The 20087-nt window shown below is 45.0% G+C and carries 19 protein-coding genes; 6 read left to right on the forward strand and 13 right to left on the reverse strand.

Annotated features, from left to right (window positions below; translation table 11 throughout):
• Positions 1-97: 97 nt before the first annotated feature.
• The 3 genes from IEV18_RS03120 to IEV18_RS03130 form a co-directional block, all read right to left on the reverse strand.
• A complete protein-coding gene (locus IEV18_RS03120; RefSeq protein ID WP_188390919.1) occupies positions 98-430 on the reverse strand; it encodes a lipoprotein in 333 nt (110 codons plus the stop codon).
• Positions 431-601: 171 nt separating this feature from the next.
• On the reverse strand, positions 602-1192 hold the full coding sequence (locus IEV18_RS03125; protein WP_188390920.1) for a hypothetical protein: 591 nt from the start codon (positions 1190-1192) through the stop codon (positions 602-604).
• Positions 1193-1310: 118 nt separating this feature from the next.
• The gene (locus IEV18_RS03130; protein ID WP_188390921.1) at positions 1311-2330 is read right to left on the reverse strand and encodes a glycosyltransferase family 4 protein; all 1020 of its coding nucleotides are present in this window, start codon (positions 2328-2330) and stop codon (positions 1311-1313) included.
• 930 nt (positions 2331-3260) lie between these two features.
• On the opposite strand from IEV18_RS03130, the gene IEV18_RS03135 reads away from it, so the two are divergent.
• The 6 genes from IEV18_RS03135 to IEV18_RS03160 all read left to right on the forward strand — a co-directional run bounded on the left by IEV18_RS03135 (position 3261) and on the right by IEV18_RS03160 (position 8507).
• Positions 3261-3656, forward strand: coding sequence for a hypothetical protein (locus IEV18_RS03135; RefSeq protein WP_188390922.1), 396 nt, complete (start codon positions 3261-3263; stop codon positions 3654-3656).
• A gap of 39 nt (positions 3657-3695) precedes the next feature.
• A complete protein-coding gene (locus IEV18_RS03140) occupies positions 3696-4166 on the forward strand; it encodes a hypothetical protein (RefSeq protein ID WP_188390923.1) in 471 nt (156 codons plus the stop codon).
• A gap of 24 nt (positions 4167-4190) precedes the next feature.
• On the forward strand, positions 4191-4934 hold the full coding sequence (locus IEV18_RS03145; protein WP_188390924.1) for a threonine/serine exporter family protein: 744 nt from the start codon (positions 4191-4193) through the stop codon (positions 4932-4934).
• A 516-nt stretch (positions 4935-5450) separates the two neighbouring features.
• Positions 5451-5897 carry a threonine/serine exporter family protein gene (locus IEV18_RS03150; protein ID WP_188390925.1) on the forward strand — a complete coding sequence of 149 codons (447 nt, stop codon included), beginning with the start codon at positions 5451-5453 and terminating at the stop codon, positions 5895-5897.
• Positions 5898-6005: 108 nt separating this feature from the next.
• On the forward strand, positions 6006-7475 hold the full coding sequence (gene zwf / locus IEV18_RS03155; protein WP_188390926.1) for a glucose-6-phosphate dehydrogenase: 1470 nt from the start codon (positions 6006-6008) through the stop codon (positions 7473-7475).
• Positions 7476-7889: 414 nt separating this feature from the next.
• Positions 7890-8507, forward strand: a complete 618-nt coding sequence (locus IEV18_RS03160; protein WP_188390927.1) for a cyclase family protein — start codon at positions 7890-7892, stop codon at positions 8505-8507.
• A gap of 947 nt (positions 8508-9454) precedes the next feature.
• Here IEV18_RS03160 and IEV18_RS03165 read toward each other — a convergent pair.
• From IEV18_RS03165 to spoIIID, 10 genes are all read right to left on the reverse strand, one after another.
• Positions 9455-12517, reverse strand: a complete 3063-nt coding sequence (locus IEV18_RS03165) for an efflux RND transporter permease subunit (RefSeq protein ID WP_188390928.1) — start codon at positions 12515-12517, stop codon at positions 9455-9457.
• 3 nt (positions 12518-12520) lie between these two features.
• Positions 12521-13384, reverse strand: a complete 864-nt coding sequence (locus tag IEV18_RS03170; RefSeq protein WP_188390929.1) for an efflux RND transporter periplasmic adaptor subunit — start codon at positions 13382-13384, stop codon at positions 12521-12523.
• Positions 13385-13666: 282 nt separating this feature from the next.
• Positions 13667-14140, reverse strand: a complete 474-nt coding sequence (locus tag IEV18_RS03175; protein ID WP_188390930.1) for a competence protein ComK — start codon at positions 14138-14140, stop codon at positions 13667-13669.
• A 196-nt stretch (positions 14141-14336) separates the two neighbouring features.
• Complete coding sequence (locus IEV18_RS03180; RefSeq protein WP_188390931.1) at positions 14337-14666, reverse strand: hypothetical protein; 330 nt, start codon at positions 14664-14666, stop codon at positions 14337-14339.
• Between the two features lie 1028 nt (positions 14667-15694).
• The gene (fabZ, locus tag IEV18_RS03185; RefSeq protein WP_188390932.1) at positions 15695-16114 is read right to left on the reverse strand and encodes a 3-hydroxyacyl-ACP dehydratase FabZ; all 420 of its coding nucleotides are present in this window, start codon (positions 16112-16114) and stop codon (positions 15695-15697) included.
• Between the two features lie 81 nt (positions 16115-16195).
• The gene (locus IEV18_RS03190) at positions 16196-16537 is read right to left on the reverse strand and encodes a DNA-directed RNA polymerase subunit beta (RefSeq protein ID WP_188390933.1); all 342 of its coding nucleotides are present in this window, start codon (positions 16535-16537) and stop codon (positions 16196-16198) included.
• A gap of 120 nt (positions 16538-16657) precedes the next feature.
• Positions 16658-17491: a flagellar hook-basal body protein gene (locus IEV18_RS03195; protein ID WP_188390934.1), complete on the reverse strand. Its 834-nt coding sequence runs from the start codon at positions 17489-17491 to the stop codon at positions 16658-16660.
• Between the two features lie 81 nt (positions 17492-17572).
• Positions 17573-18376 carry a flagellar hook-basal body protein gene (locus IEV18_RS03200; RefSeq protein WP_188390935.1) on the reverse strand — a complete coding sequence of 268 codons (804 nt, stop codon included), beginning with the start codon at positions 18374-18376 and terminating at the stop codon, positions 17573-17575.
• Between the two features lie 124 nt (positions 18377-18500).
• Entirely contained in the window at positions 18501-19502 is a 1002-nt protein-coding gene (locus IEV18_RS03205; protein WP_188390936.1) for a rod shape-determining protein, read from the reverse strand.
• Between the two features lie 199 nt (positions 19503-19701).
• Positions 19702-19983 carry a sporulation transcriptional regulator SpoIIID gene (gene spoIIID / locus IEV18_RS03210; RefSeq protein WP_268235408.1) on the reverse strand — a complete coding sequence of 94 codons (282 nt, stop codon included), beginning with the start codon at positions 19981-19983 and terminating at the stop codon, positions 19702-19704.
• Between the last annotated feature and the right edge of the window lie 104 nt (positions 19984-20087).

The following is a 20087-nucleotide window of genomic DNA, read 5'->3' on the forward strand; positions in this document are numbered from 1 at the left end:
CAGGAAGCCACCCGTCCTATTCAGTATAAAGGATTTTTTTATGGACAAACCACTAAATAATTGAACATTCTTAGTATTTTTTGTTTTTAGATTTAATTTATGCAATGCTAGTGTCTCCATCTGTTAAAGTCGTTACTTTCAATACCCATTCTCCGGCTGCAGGCAATAGCACACTCCCTGTATAAGTTCCGTCCCCATGATTCGTAAATTCCACGTCCTGCGTGCCGTAATCCTCTTTTTCCATCTGCATTTCGCCAGTAAGCTCCAATTCCGTTTCTGCTTCGCCCTCGTCATTTTCCGCCCGAAGCACAATTTCCGTCGGCTTGCCCTCTGTAAATACAGGATCATTTTCGACAACGTATGTCAAATCACTTCCGGAACACCCTGCTAAGAAAAGTGTTATTAATAATAGAATAATTAGCTTTTTCAATTTCATAGCACCTGCCCATTTCAGCAAATTTTCCCATACAGTAGTTAGGATAACACATGAAACGAAAAATTCTTCTGCCAATCAAGGAGATTTTCTAACAAATGAATTTCGTAACTTCAAAATAACAGAAAAAAGCTCTCTTTCGCGTTGAGGATAACGCGATAAGAGAACTTAATTTTGTTCCGCTTCAGCCAGCTGTTCGATAAACTTGCACCAGTGCATTCCCTGGTTGTAATAGTCTCTAAACAAACTGTTATGAAGTTCTACACCTTCATGGTCGGAATAAACGTTAATGTTCAAATAAGGAATTTCGCTGCTATTAAAGTAAAGTGTTAAATCTACACGATGGGCCAATTGCCTGCCGTCTTTTCTCGCCGTCACTCCGCCGAGAACAGCTCCAACTCCGCCGGCAAGCACTCCGCCTATAATCGCCCTTCCTGCCGCACTGGATAAGGACGTGCGATATTCCGTATCTTCATCAATTTTTAATTCACATCCAAGAATGTCAGCAGGAGGTGCAGCCATGGCCATTTCCTTACCCGGGTGATATACCCAAAGGAGGTTTTCATGCTCATCATAGATAATATAATGCCCGCTCCAAAAACGGTCCCACTTAGAAATCTGGATTCCCTGTTCCTCAATGAATGCGTCGAAACGTTTGTCGTCCCTTTTTCCTTTGATTGTACCAATGATGATGAGAATCCCAGCAAGCACAAATGCGCCAATGACACAAATAATAAAAAATGCAATAAATACAGCCATTTCTCAACTCATTTCTATTTTGTTTCTATTTATTTATAGATTTACTATTTAAGAATAATCATTACAAGATACAATAACAACTGGAAAATGGTGACAATGGCTAATCTCAAAACGATGCTTATTTTACTGTTGTAACGCCCGCCAGAATAGCAAATATATGGAGGAGGACGACGGTAATAATTATTATGGCAAACAATACGGTAAGACTGGCATTCGCAAAAATAATTGCCAACGCACCAAACACCGCACTGAATCCATAAATTATCAGAATCGTTTGCCGATGGCTGAATCCCTTATCCATAAGCTGATAATGAAGATGCCTCCGGTCGGCCTGCATAATATTTTCATTGCTCTTTGCCCGCTGATAAATAGCAAGCAGCGTATCGAAAATCGGCACAGCCAAGACAATAATCGGCACGATAAAACTAAAGAAGGTTAAATTTTTAAACAATCCGAGCATAGAGATAACCGCCACCATATACCCTAAAAAATTGGAGCCCGTATCCCCCATGTAAATTTTTGCCGGATGAAAATTGTGAAAGAGGAAACCGGCATTCGCTCCTAATAACCCGATAGAAAGCAGCGTCACAATGAACTGTTGATCCAGTATGGACATGATAAAAATACTGATTAGCGCAATAGACGTAACTCCGGTTGCCAGGCCGTCTAGCCCGTCAATTAGATTAATCGCGTTTGTAATCCCGATAACCCAAATAACCGTTATGAGTACGCTAAGAAAACCGAGATCGACCACACCGATAATCGGCAGCGTGATTCGATCGATAATTAGTCCGGAAGAAATCAAAAACGACGTTGCCACAAATTGCCCGACTAATTTTTGCAATGGTTTCAGCGTATATTTGTCATCTAGCACACCGGTAATAATGATGACGAGGGCTCCGAGAAATATTTCCAGCAAATGCTCATGCTCCGGCTCCAAATAAAGCATACCTGCCAACGTTCCGAAAAAAATAGCAAGGCCTCCAAGCCGCGGCATCGCCTTTTGATGGATTTTCCGTTTATTCGGCTTATCCATTGCACCGATACGAACAGCGAGACTTTTAATTGGATATGTTAAAAGCAAAGCGGAAATGAATGCAACAAAAAATCCGATTAACAACTCTTTCCAAAAAATCATACTTTTCTCCTGTTGGATATTGTTACCATTAATTTACCTGTTTTTTGCAAAAATATGTATGGAAACGTGGCGGAAGAATTAGCAGGGAAAGGTGTTATAACGGTTGAACTGGGAGAATCAACCGAGAGAGGGCTATCACGGTCGATTGCAACAGAAAAGTCGGCACAATCTGCCGTGAGAATGCTTATCTCGGTCGATTACAGCGGAAAAGGCAGCACAATCTGCCGTGAGAATGCTTATCTCGGTCGATTACAGCGGAAAAGGCAGCACAATCTGCCGTGAGAACAGTTATCTCGGTCGATTATAGCGGAAAAGGCGGCACAATATGCCGTGAGAACGTTTATCTCGGTCGATTGTTGCGAAAAAGTGAGCAGAATCTGCCGTGAGAACGTTTATCTCGGTCATTGTTGCGAAAAAGTGAGCAGAATCTGCCGTGAGAACGTTTATCTCGGTCGATTGCTGCGGAAAAGGCAGCACAATCTGCCGTGAAAGCGTTTATCTCGGTCGATTATAGCGGAAAAATCGGCACAATATGCCGTGAGAATGCTCATCTCGGTCGATTCCAGAGAAAATATCAGCACAATCTGCCGGGAGAACGTTTATCACGGCTGATATAGCCAAGAGAAGCGGGAAAATCAACCGAGAGAACACCTGTCACAGTTGATATCCTTAAAAAGGTGGAGGAATCGACCGAAAGAAATACAATCCCGTAGAACGAACCCCTTGAGCAACAACACTCACTGCTCCGTCCAAAACGAATATACGCCGGGCTCTATTAATAAAGGAAAATTTTCACCTGGCCTCACCCTAGTTAAAACCAGGAAGCACTTTTTGCCTTTCACTTTTCTGGAAATAGATAAAATATCCTATTTCTTCCTTCCCTTCCATATGATACGCTACTGATTGGAACATAAACGGAGGAGGAGACATATGGTCGAATACATATTTGTACTGGCAGCATTCATTGCTGTTACAGGCATCCTTATTGTTTTTAAAATCAACGTCGAAAAAATTAAGGAAAACCCGGAAACAATTCAAATCGCACAGCGAAACCTGTTTATCGGTTCAGCTATTAGCGAAACCATTCCGATTATTTTGATTGTTTATGGTTTTGCCACCGTCGAAACGGTTGAGAATATTTCAGTTCCGTTCATGTTGGTTATCCTCATATTGGCATTTTCTTTATTTTTTATTTTCTTGCAGTCAAAAGTGGACGTGGACGAGAACAACCGAGGTCCAGTTAAGCAATTCTCCACAATTTCGATGGCATTAGTCAGCGCTATTCCAATTATTGCGATCGTCTTTTTCTTTACATTTTCTTCGTAAAAATAACGATGTCGCCATGAGGCAGCATCGTTATTTAATTTGAATGTTATTTTTAGAAAAAGTCAACACTCGGAGATGGCCCAGAACTTCCGAATCAGTGTGAACTTGCGGATTCAGTTATTCTTCTTTATATTTTCAAAGATTCTTTATCTGCGCTTCGGTCAGTTTTATCAGCAGTTTCCGCCTGATTTCGGTTTTTCTGAATTTTTCCGAGCGCTGAAAAAATTTATCAGCCTTTCCGTATTTTTCGGCGCTTCCCTCAATTTTATCGGCGGTTTTCCACCAGATTTCTCGGACGCTGGAAAATTTTTTATCGGCTTTCCCACATTTTTCGGCGTTTCACACAACTTTTTCGGCGATTATTCGCCAATTTCAATTCGTCTCACCTTTCTATTTTTTCATCTGGCCCCTCACCTATTCCATACTCCTTCGCATTTTATTTATCCGGTCTGCATATCCAGCCTTTTTCCCTTTCCTTCCCTTCTTTCTATCCGTTATAATGGACGATAGACTGTATTTGAAGCAGGTGGGATTATGGAAGAAATCACTGTCGAACAAGTTTGTATATTGGCAGGCAGAATTATGCTGAAAAGCGGCGCGGAGACATACCGGGTGGAAGATACGATGAACCGGATTGCTGCGGCATGCGGTGCATACGATGCCCAAAGTTATGCCACGCCAACCGTCGTTAATTTTTCCATCGACTGGGCATCTACAACGAAATTTTCCCGGATCGAGAAACGCGCCACTGCCGATTTAGATAAAATTGCGGAAGTAAATAGCATCTCCCGGCAAATTGCGGATGGAAAACTGGATTTGGAGGAAGCGTATGAACTGCTGCTGGAAGTAGATAACGCTCCCCTCCAATATACTCCCCTTGTCCAGACAATTGCAGCTGCTTTTGTCAGCGGCGGTTTTGCCGTAATGTTCGGGGGGACGTGGCCAGATTTTCTTCCTGCGTTTATCGCAGGAGGTTTAGGTTTTCTCGGTTTTCTTGTGGTGGACCGGTTATTGGAGATCCGCTTTTTGGCCGAGTTTTTTGGCGCCTTCATTCTAGGGGTGCTTTCTTATCTTTTTATTTCCAACGGATTTGGCAATGCTTTGGATAAAGTAATTATCGGTGCAGTCATGCCCCTAGTGCCGGGACTGTTGATTACAAACGCCGTTCGGGATTTAATTGCCGGGCATCTCGTCGCCGGGGTGTCGAAAGGTGTCGAGGCCGTCTTAACCGCCTTTGCCATTGGTGCCGGCGTAGCCTTGATTTTTGCTTTTGTGTAGGGTTGCAGAGGTTTTGAGGTACTCGGGCAGTCGGGATGCTGCTGGGCCGAGCAAGGTGCTACGGAGTATTGGGATTACCGCTGTAGAGCGCTGCGGGGCTGTCGAGATGCTACTGGCCCGAGTGAGGCACCGCGTAGCATTGGGTGAGCGCTGCGGGGTTGTCGAAGCACTTCGGAGCCTTAGAGGTGCTGCTGAAGAGCGCTGCGGGCTGTTTCGATGCTGCGGGTGCCGTGGAGCAGGCGCTTGTCGAATTTTGTCGGGAGCGTAACGGGTGTTGTTAGTTTCTCGAATTTTGTCGGAGGTGCCACAAGCGATCAGAGTGTTCCCGAATTTAGTCAGAAGTGCCACAGGTGGCTAGAAATTTCCCGAATGTTGTAAAGAGCGTCACAAGCGGCCAGACTATTCCCGAATGTTGTCGTGAGCATCACAGGCGGCCAGACTGTTCCCGAATGTTGTCGTGAGCATCACAGGCGGCCAGACTATTCCCGATGTTTGTGAAAGAAGGAGGTTTGTCCAATGATTGTTAGCCAGCTGATTACGAGTTTTTTGGCTTCTGCCGGATTCGGCATTCTTTTTAATGCGCCGAAGCGGGCGCTGATTCAATGCGGTGTTATCGGTATGTTTGGCTGGATTCTCTATTACATCCTCGTGCAGGAAGGGATGAATCCGGTGCCGGCAACGATATTTGGTTCTATGCTCGTTTCCATTCTCAGCTTTATCAATGCGAAAATGTTCAAGATGCCCGTCATTACATACAATGTCTCCGGGATTATTCCCCTCGTACCAGGCGGGGTCGCTTACAACGCCATGCGCAGCTTTGTGGAAAACGACTACAGCACCGCCATTCAGCTGTCAGCCCACGTCATGCTCCTTGCTGGTGCCATTGCCATTGGACTCATGATTTCCGAAGTGTTCCATCAAATTTCGCTTAAACTTGGGAGACTGCGGAAAAATCATTTATAAATGTAGAAAAGAATATTCCCTTTCCTTCCTACAAAAACTATAATAGTTTTAATCAGGGCGGTCTGATTGCCGCCGCGGACCAAAATCTTATTAAAGAGAGGAATCATCATGAAAGATATACAACCGAAAGTAACGATTGTCATATTTGGAGCAACGGGAGATTTAGCCAAACGGAAACTTTTCCCTTCCATTTACCAGCTTTTTAAAAAAGGAAAATTGAGTTCTCATTTTGCCGTTGTCGGACTTGCCCGCCGGCCGTGGACAAACGAAGTGCTGCGAAAACATGTGGAGGAGTCCATCCAAAATGCTTTTTCGCCGGAAGAAGATTTGGAAGAGTTTACGTCCCATTTTTATTACCAGCCTTTTGACGTAACAAAAGAAGACACCTATCCCCAATTACATACGCTTCTTCAAGATTTGGAAGCAACTTATGAAACGGGCGGAAACAGACTATTTTATTTGGCGATGGCACCGAACTTTTTCGGCCTGATTGCGAAAAAATTAAAGGAATACGGATTGAAGGAAACTGCCGGCTGGACCCGGCTTGTCATCGAAAAGCCGTTTGGGCATGATTTGGAATCGGCGAAACAATTGAACAGTGAAATCCGCGAAGCCTTTGACGAGGAGCAAATTTTCCGGATTGACCATTACCTCGGGAAAGAAATGGTGCAAAACATCGAGGTCATCCGCTTTGCCAACGGGATTTTCGAACATTTGTGGAACAACCGGTTTATCTCCAACATTCAAATTACGCTCAGTGAAGTGCTCGGAGTGGAAGACCGGGCCCGCTATTACGACGAATCCGGCGCTGTCCGGGACATGCTGCAAAACCATATTTTGCAGATTGTGGCACTGTTGGCAATGGAGCCGCCGATTAAACTGACGACCGATGAAATCCGTTCGGAAAAAATTAAAGTGTTGCGGGCGCTGCGGAAGTTTAAACACGAGCCGATTGCCGACAATTTTGTCCGCGGACAGTATGACGCCGGTACGATTCACGGAAAATCGGTGCCTGCCTACCGGGATGAAGCAGAAGAACTGGCGGATTCTACGACGGAAACGTATGTGGCAGGGAAATTATTGATTGATAATTACCGCTGGGCCGGAGTGCCGATTTACGTCCGGACGGGCAAACGGATGCCGAAAAAATCAATTAAAGTAATCATTCAGTTTAAAGACTTGCCGATGAACTTATATTTTAAGTCGGATAAGGAACGACACCCGAATTTATTGACGATTAACATTCAAAATGAAGGTTTGAGCCTTTGCTTAAATGCGCGAAAAGCAGGGTCAGGAAAATTGGCGGAGCCGATTCATTTGCATTACCACCAGTCGGAAGTGCCAGGGATTAACACGCCGGAAGCTTACGAAAAACTGCTTTATGACTCCATGATCGGCGATGCGACGAACTTTACCCATTGGGATGAAGTGGCGTTATCCTGGCAATTGGTCGACCCGATTTTGGAAGCATGGTCAAAAGAAAAACCAGATTTTCCGAATTATAAAGCAGGCTCCTGGGGCCCTAAAGAAGCCGACGAGCTCCTGGCAAAAGACGGTTTCCACTGGTGGGACATTTAGGCTATTTATGCAGGTTGCGGGGGTGCCGGGGTGTCAGCACTCCGGGAATTTTTTCGAAAATGCCTCCTGAGCCAGGTACCTACTCGTAATTTGTCGAAAGTACCATTTATCTCAGTCATCTACCGAAATTTGCCGAAAAGGCCATTTATCTCAGTCATCTACCGAAATTTGCCGAAAAGGCCATTTATCTCAGTCATCTACCGAAATTTGCTAAAAGTACAACCATGCCAGACACGTATCGAAATTTGTCGAAGGTACTTCCTGTGCCAGGAACCAACTGAATTTCTCTAATGTGCATCTGTGACGGACACCTACTGTTTTGTCGAAAGTGCACCTGTTTCAGGCACTTACCAAAATTTATCGAAAGCCTACCTGTGCTAGCATCTCCCGAAAATTGTCGAAAGGATGATAAATATGAAATTTTACGATGTAACGGCAGAAGTGTATGAAGGGATGCCAGTTTATAAAAATAAAGAAGAGAAACAGCCGAAGTTTCAAACAGTTACCAATGGTCATGTGACGGAAACCCGGCTTTCCCTTGACTTACATACAGGAACCCATGTGGATGCACCCCTCCATATGATCAACGACGGAGAAACGATGGAGACAATCCCGCTTGAGCGCCTCGTGCGTCCGGTCAAACTGTTTGACCTTACCCATGTCAAAGACGGGATTACGAAAGAAGACATTGCGGACTTACCGATTGAAAAAGGGGATTTCGTCCTGTTCAAAACGAGCAACTCCTTTGATGAGGAATTCAATTTTGAATTTATTTACGTGAAGGAAGATGCGGCCCGCTATCTTGCAGAAAAAGGAATTGACGGAGTCGGCATTGACTCCCTCGGCATTGAGCGGGCCCAGGAAGGACACCCGACCCATCGCACCTTATTCAAAAACGATATCATTGTTATGGAAGGCTTGCAGCTGAAGGACGTGGAAGCCGGACAATATTTTATGGTCGCCGCTCCGCTTAAAGTAATCGGAACCGATGCCTCTCCAGCCCGTGTATTGCTGTTTGAACAAAGTCTGTAATTTTTGCATTAGGAAAGTGGAGTCAAACGTTTGTTTGAACTCCACTTTTTTTGTTTTTAGGACAATACCCGTGAGCAGTAGCGCTGATATTTTATTTTTTCCGTTAGAATAATCAGGAGTTACGCTGAATCTTTCCCGATAACCGCTGAATTCTTCAGTATAATCGTTAGAATCGAGTTACTGCGCTGATATTTTATTTTTTCCGTTAGAAAAATCGGGAGTTGCGCTGAATATTGACCGATACCGCTGAATCCTTTAACGAAATCGTTAGAATCGAGATGCTGCGCTGAAATTTTATTTTTTCCGTTAGAAAAATCAGGGGTTGCGCTGAATATTGACTGATACCGCTGAATCCTAAAACGTAATCGTTAGAATCGAGGCGCTGCGCTGAATTTTTTATTTTTCCGTTAGAATAATCAGGAGTTGCGCTGAATCTTTCCCGATAATCGCTGAATTCTTCAGTATAATCGTTAGAATCGAGGCGCTGCACTGAATTTTTTATTTTTCCATTAGAATAATCAGGAGTCGCGCTGAATATTGACCGATACCGCTGAATCCTCTAACGAAAACGTTAGAATCGAGGCGCTGCGCTGAATTTTTTATTTTTCCGTTAAAATAATCAGGAGTTGCGCTGAATCTTCCCAATAACCGCTGAATTCTTCAGTATAATCGTTAGAATCGAGGCGCTGCGCTGATATTTTATTATTTCCGTTAGAAAAATCGGGAGTTGCGCTGAATATTGACCGATACCGCTGAATTCTTTAACGAAAACGTTAGAATCGGGGCGCAGCTTTGCAACCTTTTTCCGTACTCATGACGCGCCCAGCCCAAATAACATGAGAAATGGAATACAAATAGGTTAGATTGCCTGCCCAGGTCCCGTACACAAAACTCCGCAACCAAAAAAGACAACTCCCGCATTGGGAGTTGCCTTCACTTACCTATTACTACGCTTTTTTCCGTTTTTTCCGGTTCTTAAATTTCTGGGACAGGTTGTCAAACATAATGTAGATCACCGGAACGAAGAACAAGGTAAACAGGGCCGACGTCGTTAATCCAAAGATAATCGTAACCGCCAGCGGCTGCTGCATTTCTGCCCCTTCTCCGAGGGCGAGCCCTAACGGAATCATGGCGAGCACTGTCGTCAGCGTCGTCATCAAAATCGGACGAAGCCTGCTACGGCCTGCTTCCACAATTGCTTCCGTGCGCTCGATGCCCCGTCTCCGCAAAATATTAATATAATCAACTAAAATAATCGAGTTGTTCACGACAATCCCGGCCAGCATAATAATCCCGATAAAACCAGGTACGCTGAACGGTATTCTGGTGACCGCCAAACCGAGAACGACTCCAATGACGGACGTCGGCAAGGCGAACATGATAATAAACGGATAGAGGAAGTTTTCAAACTGCACCGCCATCACCGCATAGACAAGAAAGATGGAGAAAAACAGTGCAATCGCTAATTCCGCGAAGGCCTCTACCATATCCTCCGCCTGGCCGGCCATCGTGTAGGAATAGCCTTCCGGAATTGACATTTCCTCTAAAACAGCTTCGATGTCTGTCATTACGCTCCTCAAGTCCCGGCCGGAGATAGCAGAAGAAACATTTATTTGCGGCTGCTGATTATGCCTGTTTAATGCTATCGGTCCTTGAATTTCTTCAATACTGGCCACTTCGGCAAGCGGTATTGCCGCTCCAGAATTTGTGCGGATTTGCATCGTCTCTAAGTTTTCGATACTGCTGCGATATTCTTCCGGATAAATGAGCGTAATGTCAATTTCCTGGCCTTCTTCCCGGTATTTTGCTGCCACCTGGCCCATAAACTGCATTTGCACTTGGCCGATAATTTGCTGTTCGGTCAGCCCAAAGGCGGCCGCTTTTTCCTCATCCACTTTCACCGCCAGCTGCGGAACGCCTTCCGATGCACTCGTCGTCGGATTAAACACCCCGTCGACTTTGGAAATTTCCGCCAGGACGTCCTCGGAAAACTCCCGCAGTTTGTCGTGCTCGGGTCCGTTCAATTGAATTTGAATCGGGTCACCGAGGCTTACGGAATGGTCTACCGCACTTACTGTAATTTCCGCTCCGGCAATTTGCTGGAACTTTTCATCGATTTCCACTACAAAATCATTTGTCGTTATCTCCCGTTCACTGGCAGGGATAAGCTGCATCGTATACATCGCATTGTTGGCAGAACCGCCAAATGGCCCGCCTCCGCCTACTGTTACATAGCTAACGTCGATCAGTTCGTCGTATTCATCCAAAATTTCATTTACCTGTAATACTTTTTCTTCCGTATAAGCAAAGGTCGAGCCCGGCTCTGTTTCCACTGTAATTTGCACTTGGCCCTGGTCGGAAGCTGGAATAAATTCGGCGCCAATCCACGGAATTAACGCTAAACTTCCGATAATTAGAGCGACAGTAACAAATACGCTCGTTTTCCGGAATTTCATCACTTTTCTTAGTCCGCCGGCATATTTGTCCCGCACCCAATCGAGGAACCGGTCAAACCAATACCGCTTTCCTTGACCATCCATTACTTTGGACAGGAATTTCGAGGAAAGCATTGGAACTAGAGTAATGGCCACGACGAGGGATGCGACGAGGGAAAAGACAACCGTCAGACCTAACGGAATAAAGAGATCTGCAGCCATTCCTTCCACAAAAACCATCGGCAGGAATACAACGAGCGTTGTCGTTGTGGAAGCGATGACGGCTGGCGTCAATTCGCTTGCCCCTTCAATGGCCGCATCTTTCAGGCTATATCCCCGCTTGCGGTACGTAAAAATATTTTCCAAAATAACGATGGAACTGTCTACCATCATCCCGACCCCAAGGGCGAGTCCCCCAAGGGATAAGACGTTTAGCGTCTGGCCGCTGAAATACATCAGCGCAAAGGTAGAAATAAGTGCAATCGGGATGGACAGGCCGATGACTAATGTGGCCCGGATGCTCTTTAAAAACAAGAGCAGGATGAAAAAGGCAATGGCTCCGCCGATGACGATGTTCTCCAACACCGAATCAATGGACATGACAATAAAATCGGACATATCAATTAACACTTTTAACTCCACATCGTCCGGCAAATCCCGCTTGAACCGCTCCATATTTTTCTGCACGGTCTCCGCCACTTCCACCGTATTGGCATCCGTCTGCTTCATCACGGAAAGGACTAGTGCTTCCTCGCCGTTGACGAAGGAGTTCGCCGCCTGTTCTTTAAACGTATCCTTCACCGAGGCAATGTCTTCAATATGGACGGTAGCGCCTGTCGGTGTTTGAACAATCGTTTGTTTGATATCTTCCACCGATTCAATTTCGCCGATAATCCGCACTTGCAAGTCCTGGTTTCCTTTATCCACCGTTCCAACTGATGCAGACGAGTTCGTTTCATTTAAAGCACTCATTACTTGCTGCGGGGAAAGGCCGTATTGTTCCAGCTGTACCGGATCCAGTTCGAGCTGAATTTCCCGCACCTTTCCGCCTTCCACGGTTACCGAGGCGACCCCCGGCTGCCGTTCAAAAAACGGAACAATCTGGCTGTCTGCTAAATTCGTAAGAGAAGCTGTATCTTTGCCGCTTAATCCAATGTACAAAATCGGCATTGCCTCAGGGCTGAATCGGAGTATGTTCGGATCATTTGCCTGTTCAGGAAGGAAGCTTTTCACCTGATCAACTTTTTCCCGAACGTCGAGCAATGCCTGGTCTAAATCCGTCCCGTTTTTAAACATCATAATAACGAGGGAAGCGCCTGCCTGGGACTGGGACTGGATCGTGTCGATTCCCTCTACCGTACTTACTGCCGACTCAATCGGCCGGGATATTAAGTTTTCCACGTCTTCCGGTGCTGCATCCTGATAACTCGTCGCAATGACCGCGACAGGCAAATCAATTTTTGGAAACAGGTCTACTGCCAGGTTGCGTACCGAGACTAATCCGAGGGCAATGATAGCAAGGACAATCATCGTTACGCCAACCGGGCGCAGAACCGAAGTTTTAATCAGCTTCAATGTTTATTCCCCTTTCAAAACTTCCACCTGTTGTCCGTCTGCCAAACCGAGCTGGCCGGAGACGACGATTTTGTCCCCCGCTTTTACTTTCCCTTCAATCGCTGAATTTTTTGACTGTACTTCAATCGGCTTTACGGGAACTTTTTTTACATGGTCATTTTGGACAACATAGACAAAGGTTTCCTCTTTTTCTTCTACAAGGCTTGCAGTCGGCACAATGAGGGCAGATTTAACTTTTTCTTCCGGTATGATTAGTTCAGCAACTATACCCGGCGCAATGTCCGTATCTTCCTCATCAATGGCAAAGGCAACCGGATACAGTCCCGTGTCGTCCGGCAGCCGGTCCACACTTGTTACCGTTGCTTCAAATTTTTTTCCGTTTACTTTTGCTGTCACTTTATCATCGACGGCTAAAATATCCAGCATGTTCGCCGTCACCCCGGCTTGAATTCGAATCGCATCCAAATCGGCAATGATTGCCAGCGGTTCTTCGCTGGAAGCCAAGTCTCCTTCTTTTGCTTTTAATCCTAAAATGACTCCGTCTTCCTTTGCGCGAATATTTTGGTTCCCCATTTGCGTTTTGATGACGGCAATCAAATCATTTTCCTCTACTTTGTCGCCGTTTGTTACTTCCAGAGAGTCAATTTCACCGGGAGCTGTAAGCATAACCGGAGCAGAACGATGGGGCTCCGTTCTTCCGTAAATTTTTTTCTCCAAGGTTAAATTTCCTTCCTTTACTTCCGCAGTTTCCACGGCAATAACTTTTTCCTCTTCCGTCTCTTCTTCCTCTGCTGTCTCTCCATTTGTACAAGCAGCCAGCAGGGAGATGAGCAGGATGAAACTTGTCAGTAGCAAAAGTTTTTTCATGTTTTTTCTCCTTTCCGACATTAAGCTTTTTGGCCTGATGCATGCCTTCCATAAGGCGGTGACCGTGCTATCCTTTGGCAATATTTTGTGCATTTATGTACACCATTTATTTGTACAGTTATGGCATATTTTGAGCAGCCTAATTTGAACTATCCAAAATTTGATACACGTATTTTATTATCGCACGGATAATGTCCCCTTTCCACTTTAAAAAACGGCAAAATAAAAAGGAGGGCATCCCCTCCACTTAGTACGAAGCAAGTAAGTGAATGTTTCATCTTTTTACCAACTTTCTGCGTATCCAAATAATTTCTCCCGATTTAAATGGACAATTACTTGACTCGTTCTTTTATATTGTTTGTCAAAAGCTGCTTCAGTAATATTGACAAAATAGCCTGTCCCATCGTAAAAATGGATGTATGTTCCTTTTTTATATGTTTCATAATGATGGACTTGATGATAGGCAATCCAGACGCAGCTGGGGTTTCTTATGGAAGCAGTCGGCATTAGGAAAATGCCATATTCGGGAAAGATTGGGACGGGCAGTTTTGTTGAAGACTTTAAAATTCCTTTAACTACGTCTAACCGCCCTTCCAGGGAGGCTTTGTAACTGAGGCAATTTCTGCCGATAATTTCTTCCGGCCGGTGAACGGAGTAATGCTCGCCTTCTTCTTCGACAATGTAGGAACGGTAATAATTAGAATCGGCATGCGTCAGCAGTTTCGTTTTCTTCGTAATCCGATAAACGGTATGCATTCCTATCCCCACCTACAAAAATGATATTTTCTGTAGACAAGAAATAGCATTTTTACCATTATACTAGCCTTTTTAAGAAATGAAATCAAGAATATTGCGATTAACATGACTGTTTTAAACATTTTTTAAATAAAAAATCAAGTGGATTGGGCTCTGTATCGCCCCTTGGTAACTCCACTTGATTTTTTTGAATAATTTATTCGTTATTTCTATCGTCATCCCCCGGCGGGACATCGTCATCGATTAAGTCATCATCCATATTGCCGTTTTCATCGGTGTTGCCGTTGGTGTCTCCGTCATTGAGACCGTTTCCTCCGTTATCGCCGTTTTGGTCATTGATATCTCCGTCATCATCGAGCATATCGCCGCCGTCATCTTCCATAGGGTTTTCCTCGTTATTATCATCTTCCTGGTTAAGCGGCGCTTCATCCTCCTCGACTGGATCCGGCTCATCATCGGTACCGCATGCAGTTATAAGAGCAAATGCAAACATTGGGATACCTAATTTTAGTAACAATTTTTTCATTGAAAAGTTTCCTCCTTTGATGTATGTTACTGTTTTTAGGTTAACCCATTTTATAAAATGTCATACTCCCATCTTTCCTTTTTTTGACTTTGTGTGAAATTTGCAGATGAGCCATTTATCCAATGAGCTTTGTTAGAGGAAACGATTTTACAATTTAATTGTTACGGTTCTTTTGGGAAATCAGCGGTTATCGGCTGTTTTTCAGCGATAAGCTTATTTATTCCAGCAGAAAAATTAGGTTTTCAGCGGTGTGTTTTGATTCTAACGCTTTGGAACGGGAATTCAGCGAAATTCGATTTTTTTCAGCGAAACTCCCGGTTTTTCTAACGGAAAAAATTATATTTCAGCGGTGCACCCAGATTCTAACGCTTTTGCCCGAGGATTCAGCGGTAATCGTAAAGATTCAGCGCTTCAGCCAATTTTTCTAATGAAAAAAGCAAAAATTCAGCGCTGCGCTTCGATTCTAACGGTTTGGATCGGGAATTCAGCGAAATTCGATTTTTTTCAGCGAAACTCCCGATTTTTCTAACGGAAAAAATTATATTTCAGCGGTGCACCCAGATTCTAACGCTTTTGCCCGAGGATTCAGCGGTAATCGTAAAGATTCAGCGCTTCAGCCAATTTTTCTAATGAAAAAAGCAAAAATTCAGCGCTGCGCATCGATTCTAACGGTTTGGATCGGGAATTCAGCGAAATTCGATTTTTTTCAGCGAAACTCCCGATTTTTCTAACGGAAAAAATTATATTTCAGCGGTGTACCCAGATTCTAATGCTTTTGTCCGAGAATTCAGCGGAAATTGGTAAGATTCAGCGCACCATCCAATTATTCTAATGAAAAAAGCAAAAATTCAGCGCTGCGCTTCGATTCTAACGCTTTGGATTGGGAATTCAGCGGATATCGTAAAAATTCAGCGATGCACAAATTTATTCTATCGAAAAAATAAATAATTCAGCGTTACGATAAGATAAAAAGCCGAAATATAAAAAATAGGCCCTCTCCAGACCTATTTTTAAAGTGCAATATGTACTTATTTTATGGCAAAGGTGATTTCGGCTTCACAGGCTAATTCCCCGTCTACGGTGACGGTTCCTTTTCCTTTGCCGATTGGTCCTTTTACGCGGACGATTTCCACTTCCAGTTTCAGCTGGTCTCCCGGTCTTACTTGGCGTTTAAAACGGCATTTGTCGACGCCGGCAAGAAATCCGAGCTTTCCTTTGTTTTCTTCCTTGTTTAATACGGCAATCGCTCCCGCCTGCGCCATCGCTTCAATCATTAACACGCCGGGCATGACTGCATAGGATGGAAAATGTCCTTGGAAAAACGGTTCGTTCGCCGTGACATTTTTCAGGGCAACGATGCGTTTCCCTTCTTCCATTTCCAGCACTTTATCCACTAAAAGGAACGGATATCGGTGAGGAATCACTTCCTTAATTTGCTCCAAATCCATATTCAACCCTCCTTCGCGATAAACCTCGCCTAAAGCACGAAAGATGACAGGCACTTGGCAAAAAGTGCGCAGGCACTTCCGCTATTTCGTTACAATGTCAATAATGTGCTGCCAGGTTTCGATTCGCAATGCATCGATCGGATTGCCATCGCCGATTACGCCATAGCCGACCATTAATCCGGCTACTAACGCTGCTGCACTAAAAATTAAGACGACAACAATTCGCAGCCAGATGGGGAAAATTCGTCTGCGCGGCAACGTTCTCCAAAGGCTTTTTTCCTTTTGCTGCTTTTTCCGCTGCGCTTTTCGGGAAGATTTCTCCTCTTGTTCCTGTTCTTGTCCAACAGCAACTGCAGTTTTCTCTTCGACTTCTGTTTCCCCTCTTTTTTGCTCCATGGCTTGATCCGATTGCTTCACTGTCATATTTGTAACCCCTTTTTTCCTGACAAAATCCCAAATGCAAAAACTTCACGCTGCGCTAAGAAAGTAATATTATTATTTCCAAAATATCATAAAAACTTGTAACTGCTGCTTAAACAGCGTTTACGTCCGCAATTGATTTATGAGCCCCATCATCTGGTCGCTTGTCGAAATCGTCCGGGCATTAAACTGATAGGACCGCTGGGTTAAAATGAGCTCCGACATTTGTTCGGCAATATCCACGTTCGATTGTTCCAATGCTCCGCTTTTCAGCATCCCATCGATGTTTGCCGGTGCCTGAACTATTTCCCCAAAAGCATAGCCTAAAGCTGCTAAATCCGGCAGGCGGAACATGTTGTTTCCCGCTGCTTCCAAAATCCGTGGCCTAGTAACTTCCACGACCGCTAAAGAGCCGGCCGTTTCTGTTTGGCCATTTCTGGATACGATGATTTGGCCGTTATTTTGAATTTGGATGGAATCGAAGCCCGGCTCAATCACAATCGGACCGTTGGCACCGAGTACCGGATGGCCGTCCTTTGTCACAAGCATCAAATCTCCGTTGTCATTAATCGGACTGAGATAAAAGGCTCCATCCCGGGTATAGCGGATTTCCGTCACGTTATTTTCCGTCACTTGAATTTGATAAAAGTAATTTTCCCGCAAAAGTGCGGTATCGAGCATCCGGTCTGTCGTTACAATATTTCCGGCGTTCATGTTGCTGTTAATGGCTCCCAGCCTTGCTCCGGAACCGATGCGGATTCCGTCGGGAGTAAGACGGCCCGTTCCGTTTGCCGGATGATTCAAGTTCTCGATTTGCTGGAACAACAGCGAGGAAAATTCCGCCTGACGGGATTTATAGCCGGTCGTTTGGCTGTTCGCCAAGTTATGGCCAATTGTATCTAATTTTTGCTGCAACTGTCCCATTGTCACTGCCGCTTGAATCATACTACGTGACATATGAATTCCTCCTAAACTTCCTTATCGCCTGTTCGGGAGTGCCCGTCTATAGTGGCGCCTCCCTGTTTGCCGCTGCCATTATCAAAGCTTTCCGATTTCATTAACTGCTTTTCCGAGGCTTTCGTCATATGCCCGGAGGACCCGCTGGTTTGTCTCAAACATCCGGTAGGCCGTCATCATATCGGTCATCGTCTGGAGAGCATCTACGTTAGACCTTTCCAAATATCCTTGCCGTATATTATACGTTGCCCCGGCAGGAACAGGTACCCCGTCCCCGTTATAGAGGTCATTTCCTTCTTTCGTCAACCCATTGGCATCAGCCACATAACGTATGCGGAGAGGAACCGCTTGGCCATCTGACGTCTGGACAATTCCCTCCGGAGTTACGGTAAAATCCATTCCGTTCGTTTGAATCGGGTTTCCTGCTGCATCCAAGACGTAATAGCCCTGGTTCGTGACCAGGTACCCTTGGCCATCGACGGTGAAGTTCCCGTTTCTCGTCAAGCGCTCTTCTCCCGCCTCATTTTGCACGCCGAAAAACAGTGCTCCTGTTTCATCAGGCATATTCCCCTGGACGAGGGCAATATCCGTCATCAGCCCGGTCTCCCGAATGTCGCCCTGGGAAAAATTCGGAATCGTCTCCTGCACATACACCCCGGTATGAATCGATCCGATTGGCTCCTGCACCGGGAGCTTCAATCCCCTAGTCGTCGGAATCTTGTTCGTACGCATCTCCTGGATAAGCATCTCCGGGAAAGAGCGAATGGCCGTCTGATCCGCTTTGTACCCGGGAGTATTCATATTCGCGATATTGTTTGCGAGCGTCTCTTGAGCCCGTTGCTGGGTTAGCATTCCGCTAGCTGCAGTGTAAAATCCTCGTAACATTAAGACAAGACCTCCTTCCAAGACAGACTGTCTGTCCCGTGCACTTTAGAACTAATCCGCACTTTTACGAACAACGCCGTTTTACGTGAGCCGTTTTAACGGAAAAAATAAGTTGCCATGCACTTTAGCCGATTTTTTTCCGGTCGACTTTATCAATATTTTCCAGCATAATGCCTGTTCCTTTGGCAACACAGCTCATTGGCTCTTCGGCAATAAATACCGGCACTTTCAGTTCCTCAGCGAGCAGCTGGTCCATGCCGTGAATGAGCGCACCGCCGCCGGTAAGAATAATCCCCCGGTCAATAATGTCCGCAGACAATTCAGGTGGAGTTCTCTCCAATACGCTTTTAGCTGCTTGGACAATCATTGAGACCGGCTCCCGTAATGCTTCTTCAATTTCATCGGAACGAACGGTAATCGTCCGCGGCAAGCCGGATACCATATCCCGGCCGCGAATATCCATTTCTTCCTTACGGGAATCTTTGAACACGGTGGCCACTTCGATTTTAATATCTTCGGCTGTCCGTTCCCCGATTAGCAATTTATATTTTTTCTTTATGTATTGCAAAATTTCCACGTCAAATTTGTCTCCAGCCATTTTAATCGATTCAGAGGTGACAATTCCGCCCATGGAAAGTACGGCAACGTCCGTCGTTCCTCCGCCGATATCAACGACCATATTTCCGCTCGGCTGGTAAATTTCCATTCCGGCGCCAACAGCTGCAACTTTCGGCTCTTCTTCCAAATAAACCTTTTTTCCGCCGGATTTTTCCGCTGCTTCTTTAATCGCCTTTTGCTCTACCTTTGTTATGTTCGTCGGGCAGCAAATAAGCATCCGCGGCTTGGAAAAGAAGCCTTTCACATTAATTTTATTGATAAAATGTTTCAGCATGGCTTCCGTTACATCAAAATCGGCAATGACGCCATCTCTCAGCGGGCGAATAGCTTCAATATTCCCAGGCGTCCGGCCAACCATGCGCCGCGCCTCTTCACCGACTTCCAGCACTTTCCCGGTGTTGCGATCCATTGCGACGACGGATGGTTCGTTCAGTACGATCCCTTTTCCTTTGACATGAATTAGTACATTTGCTGTTCCAAGGTCGATTCCTATATCCCTAGAAAACATGAATCTGTTCCTCCTAAGCTTTATCTTCTTGCATCTGTCCGAAAACACAATGCTACTAGTATACTATTTTACCACAAACTTCTACAATTAACTGCAATTTCTTACAAGTTTTTTGCTTCGTATAGGAAAATCTTCCCCGAACGGAAATAGCCAGCCTTACAATGGCTGGCTTTCGTTATGCCTCCTTTTCTTATCGATATTATCCTACCGGTTTTGCAGCATCCTTCTTTTGACCATCTAACTTATATTTTTTCCTGGTGGCCTCACCTCCACGAAGATGACGAATCGCCTTATGATATTCCAAAATTTCCTTCACCTGGGCAGCCAATTCCGGATTTAATTCGGGCAAGCGCTCCGTTAAATCTTTGTGAACCGTACTTTTGGAAACACCAAATTCTTTTGCGATGGTTCGGACTGTCTTTCTCGTTTCCACCACGTATTTGCCTATTTTAAGCGTTCTTTCTTTGATGTAATCATGCACACCATTCGCCTCCCTATGTTGGTTCATTCTGAGGTGCAGAATGAGACAAGGTGTTGATGATGCGGCTTGCTTGGGAGAAAATCCTTGGAGCTTTCGTTAACGCT

The organism is Compostibacillus humi (genome assembly GCF_014637175.1).
GTDB lineage: Bacteria > Bacillota > Bacilli > Bacillales > Amphibacillaceae > Oceanobacillus > Oceanobacillus humi.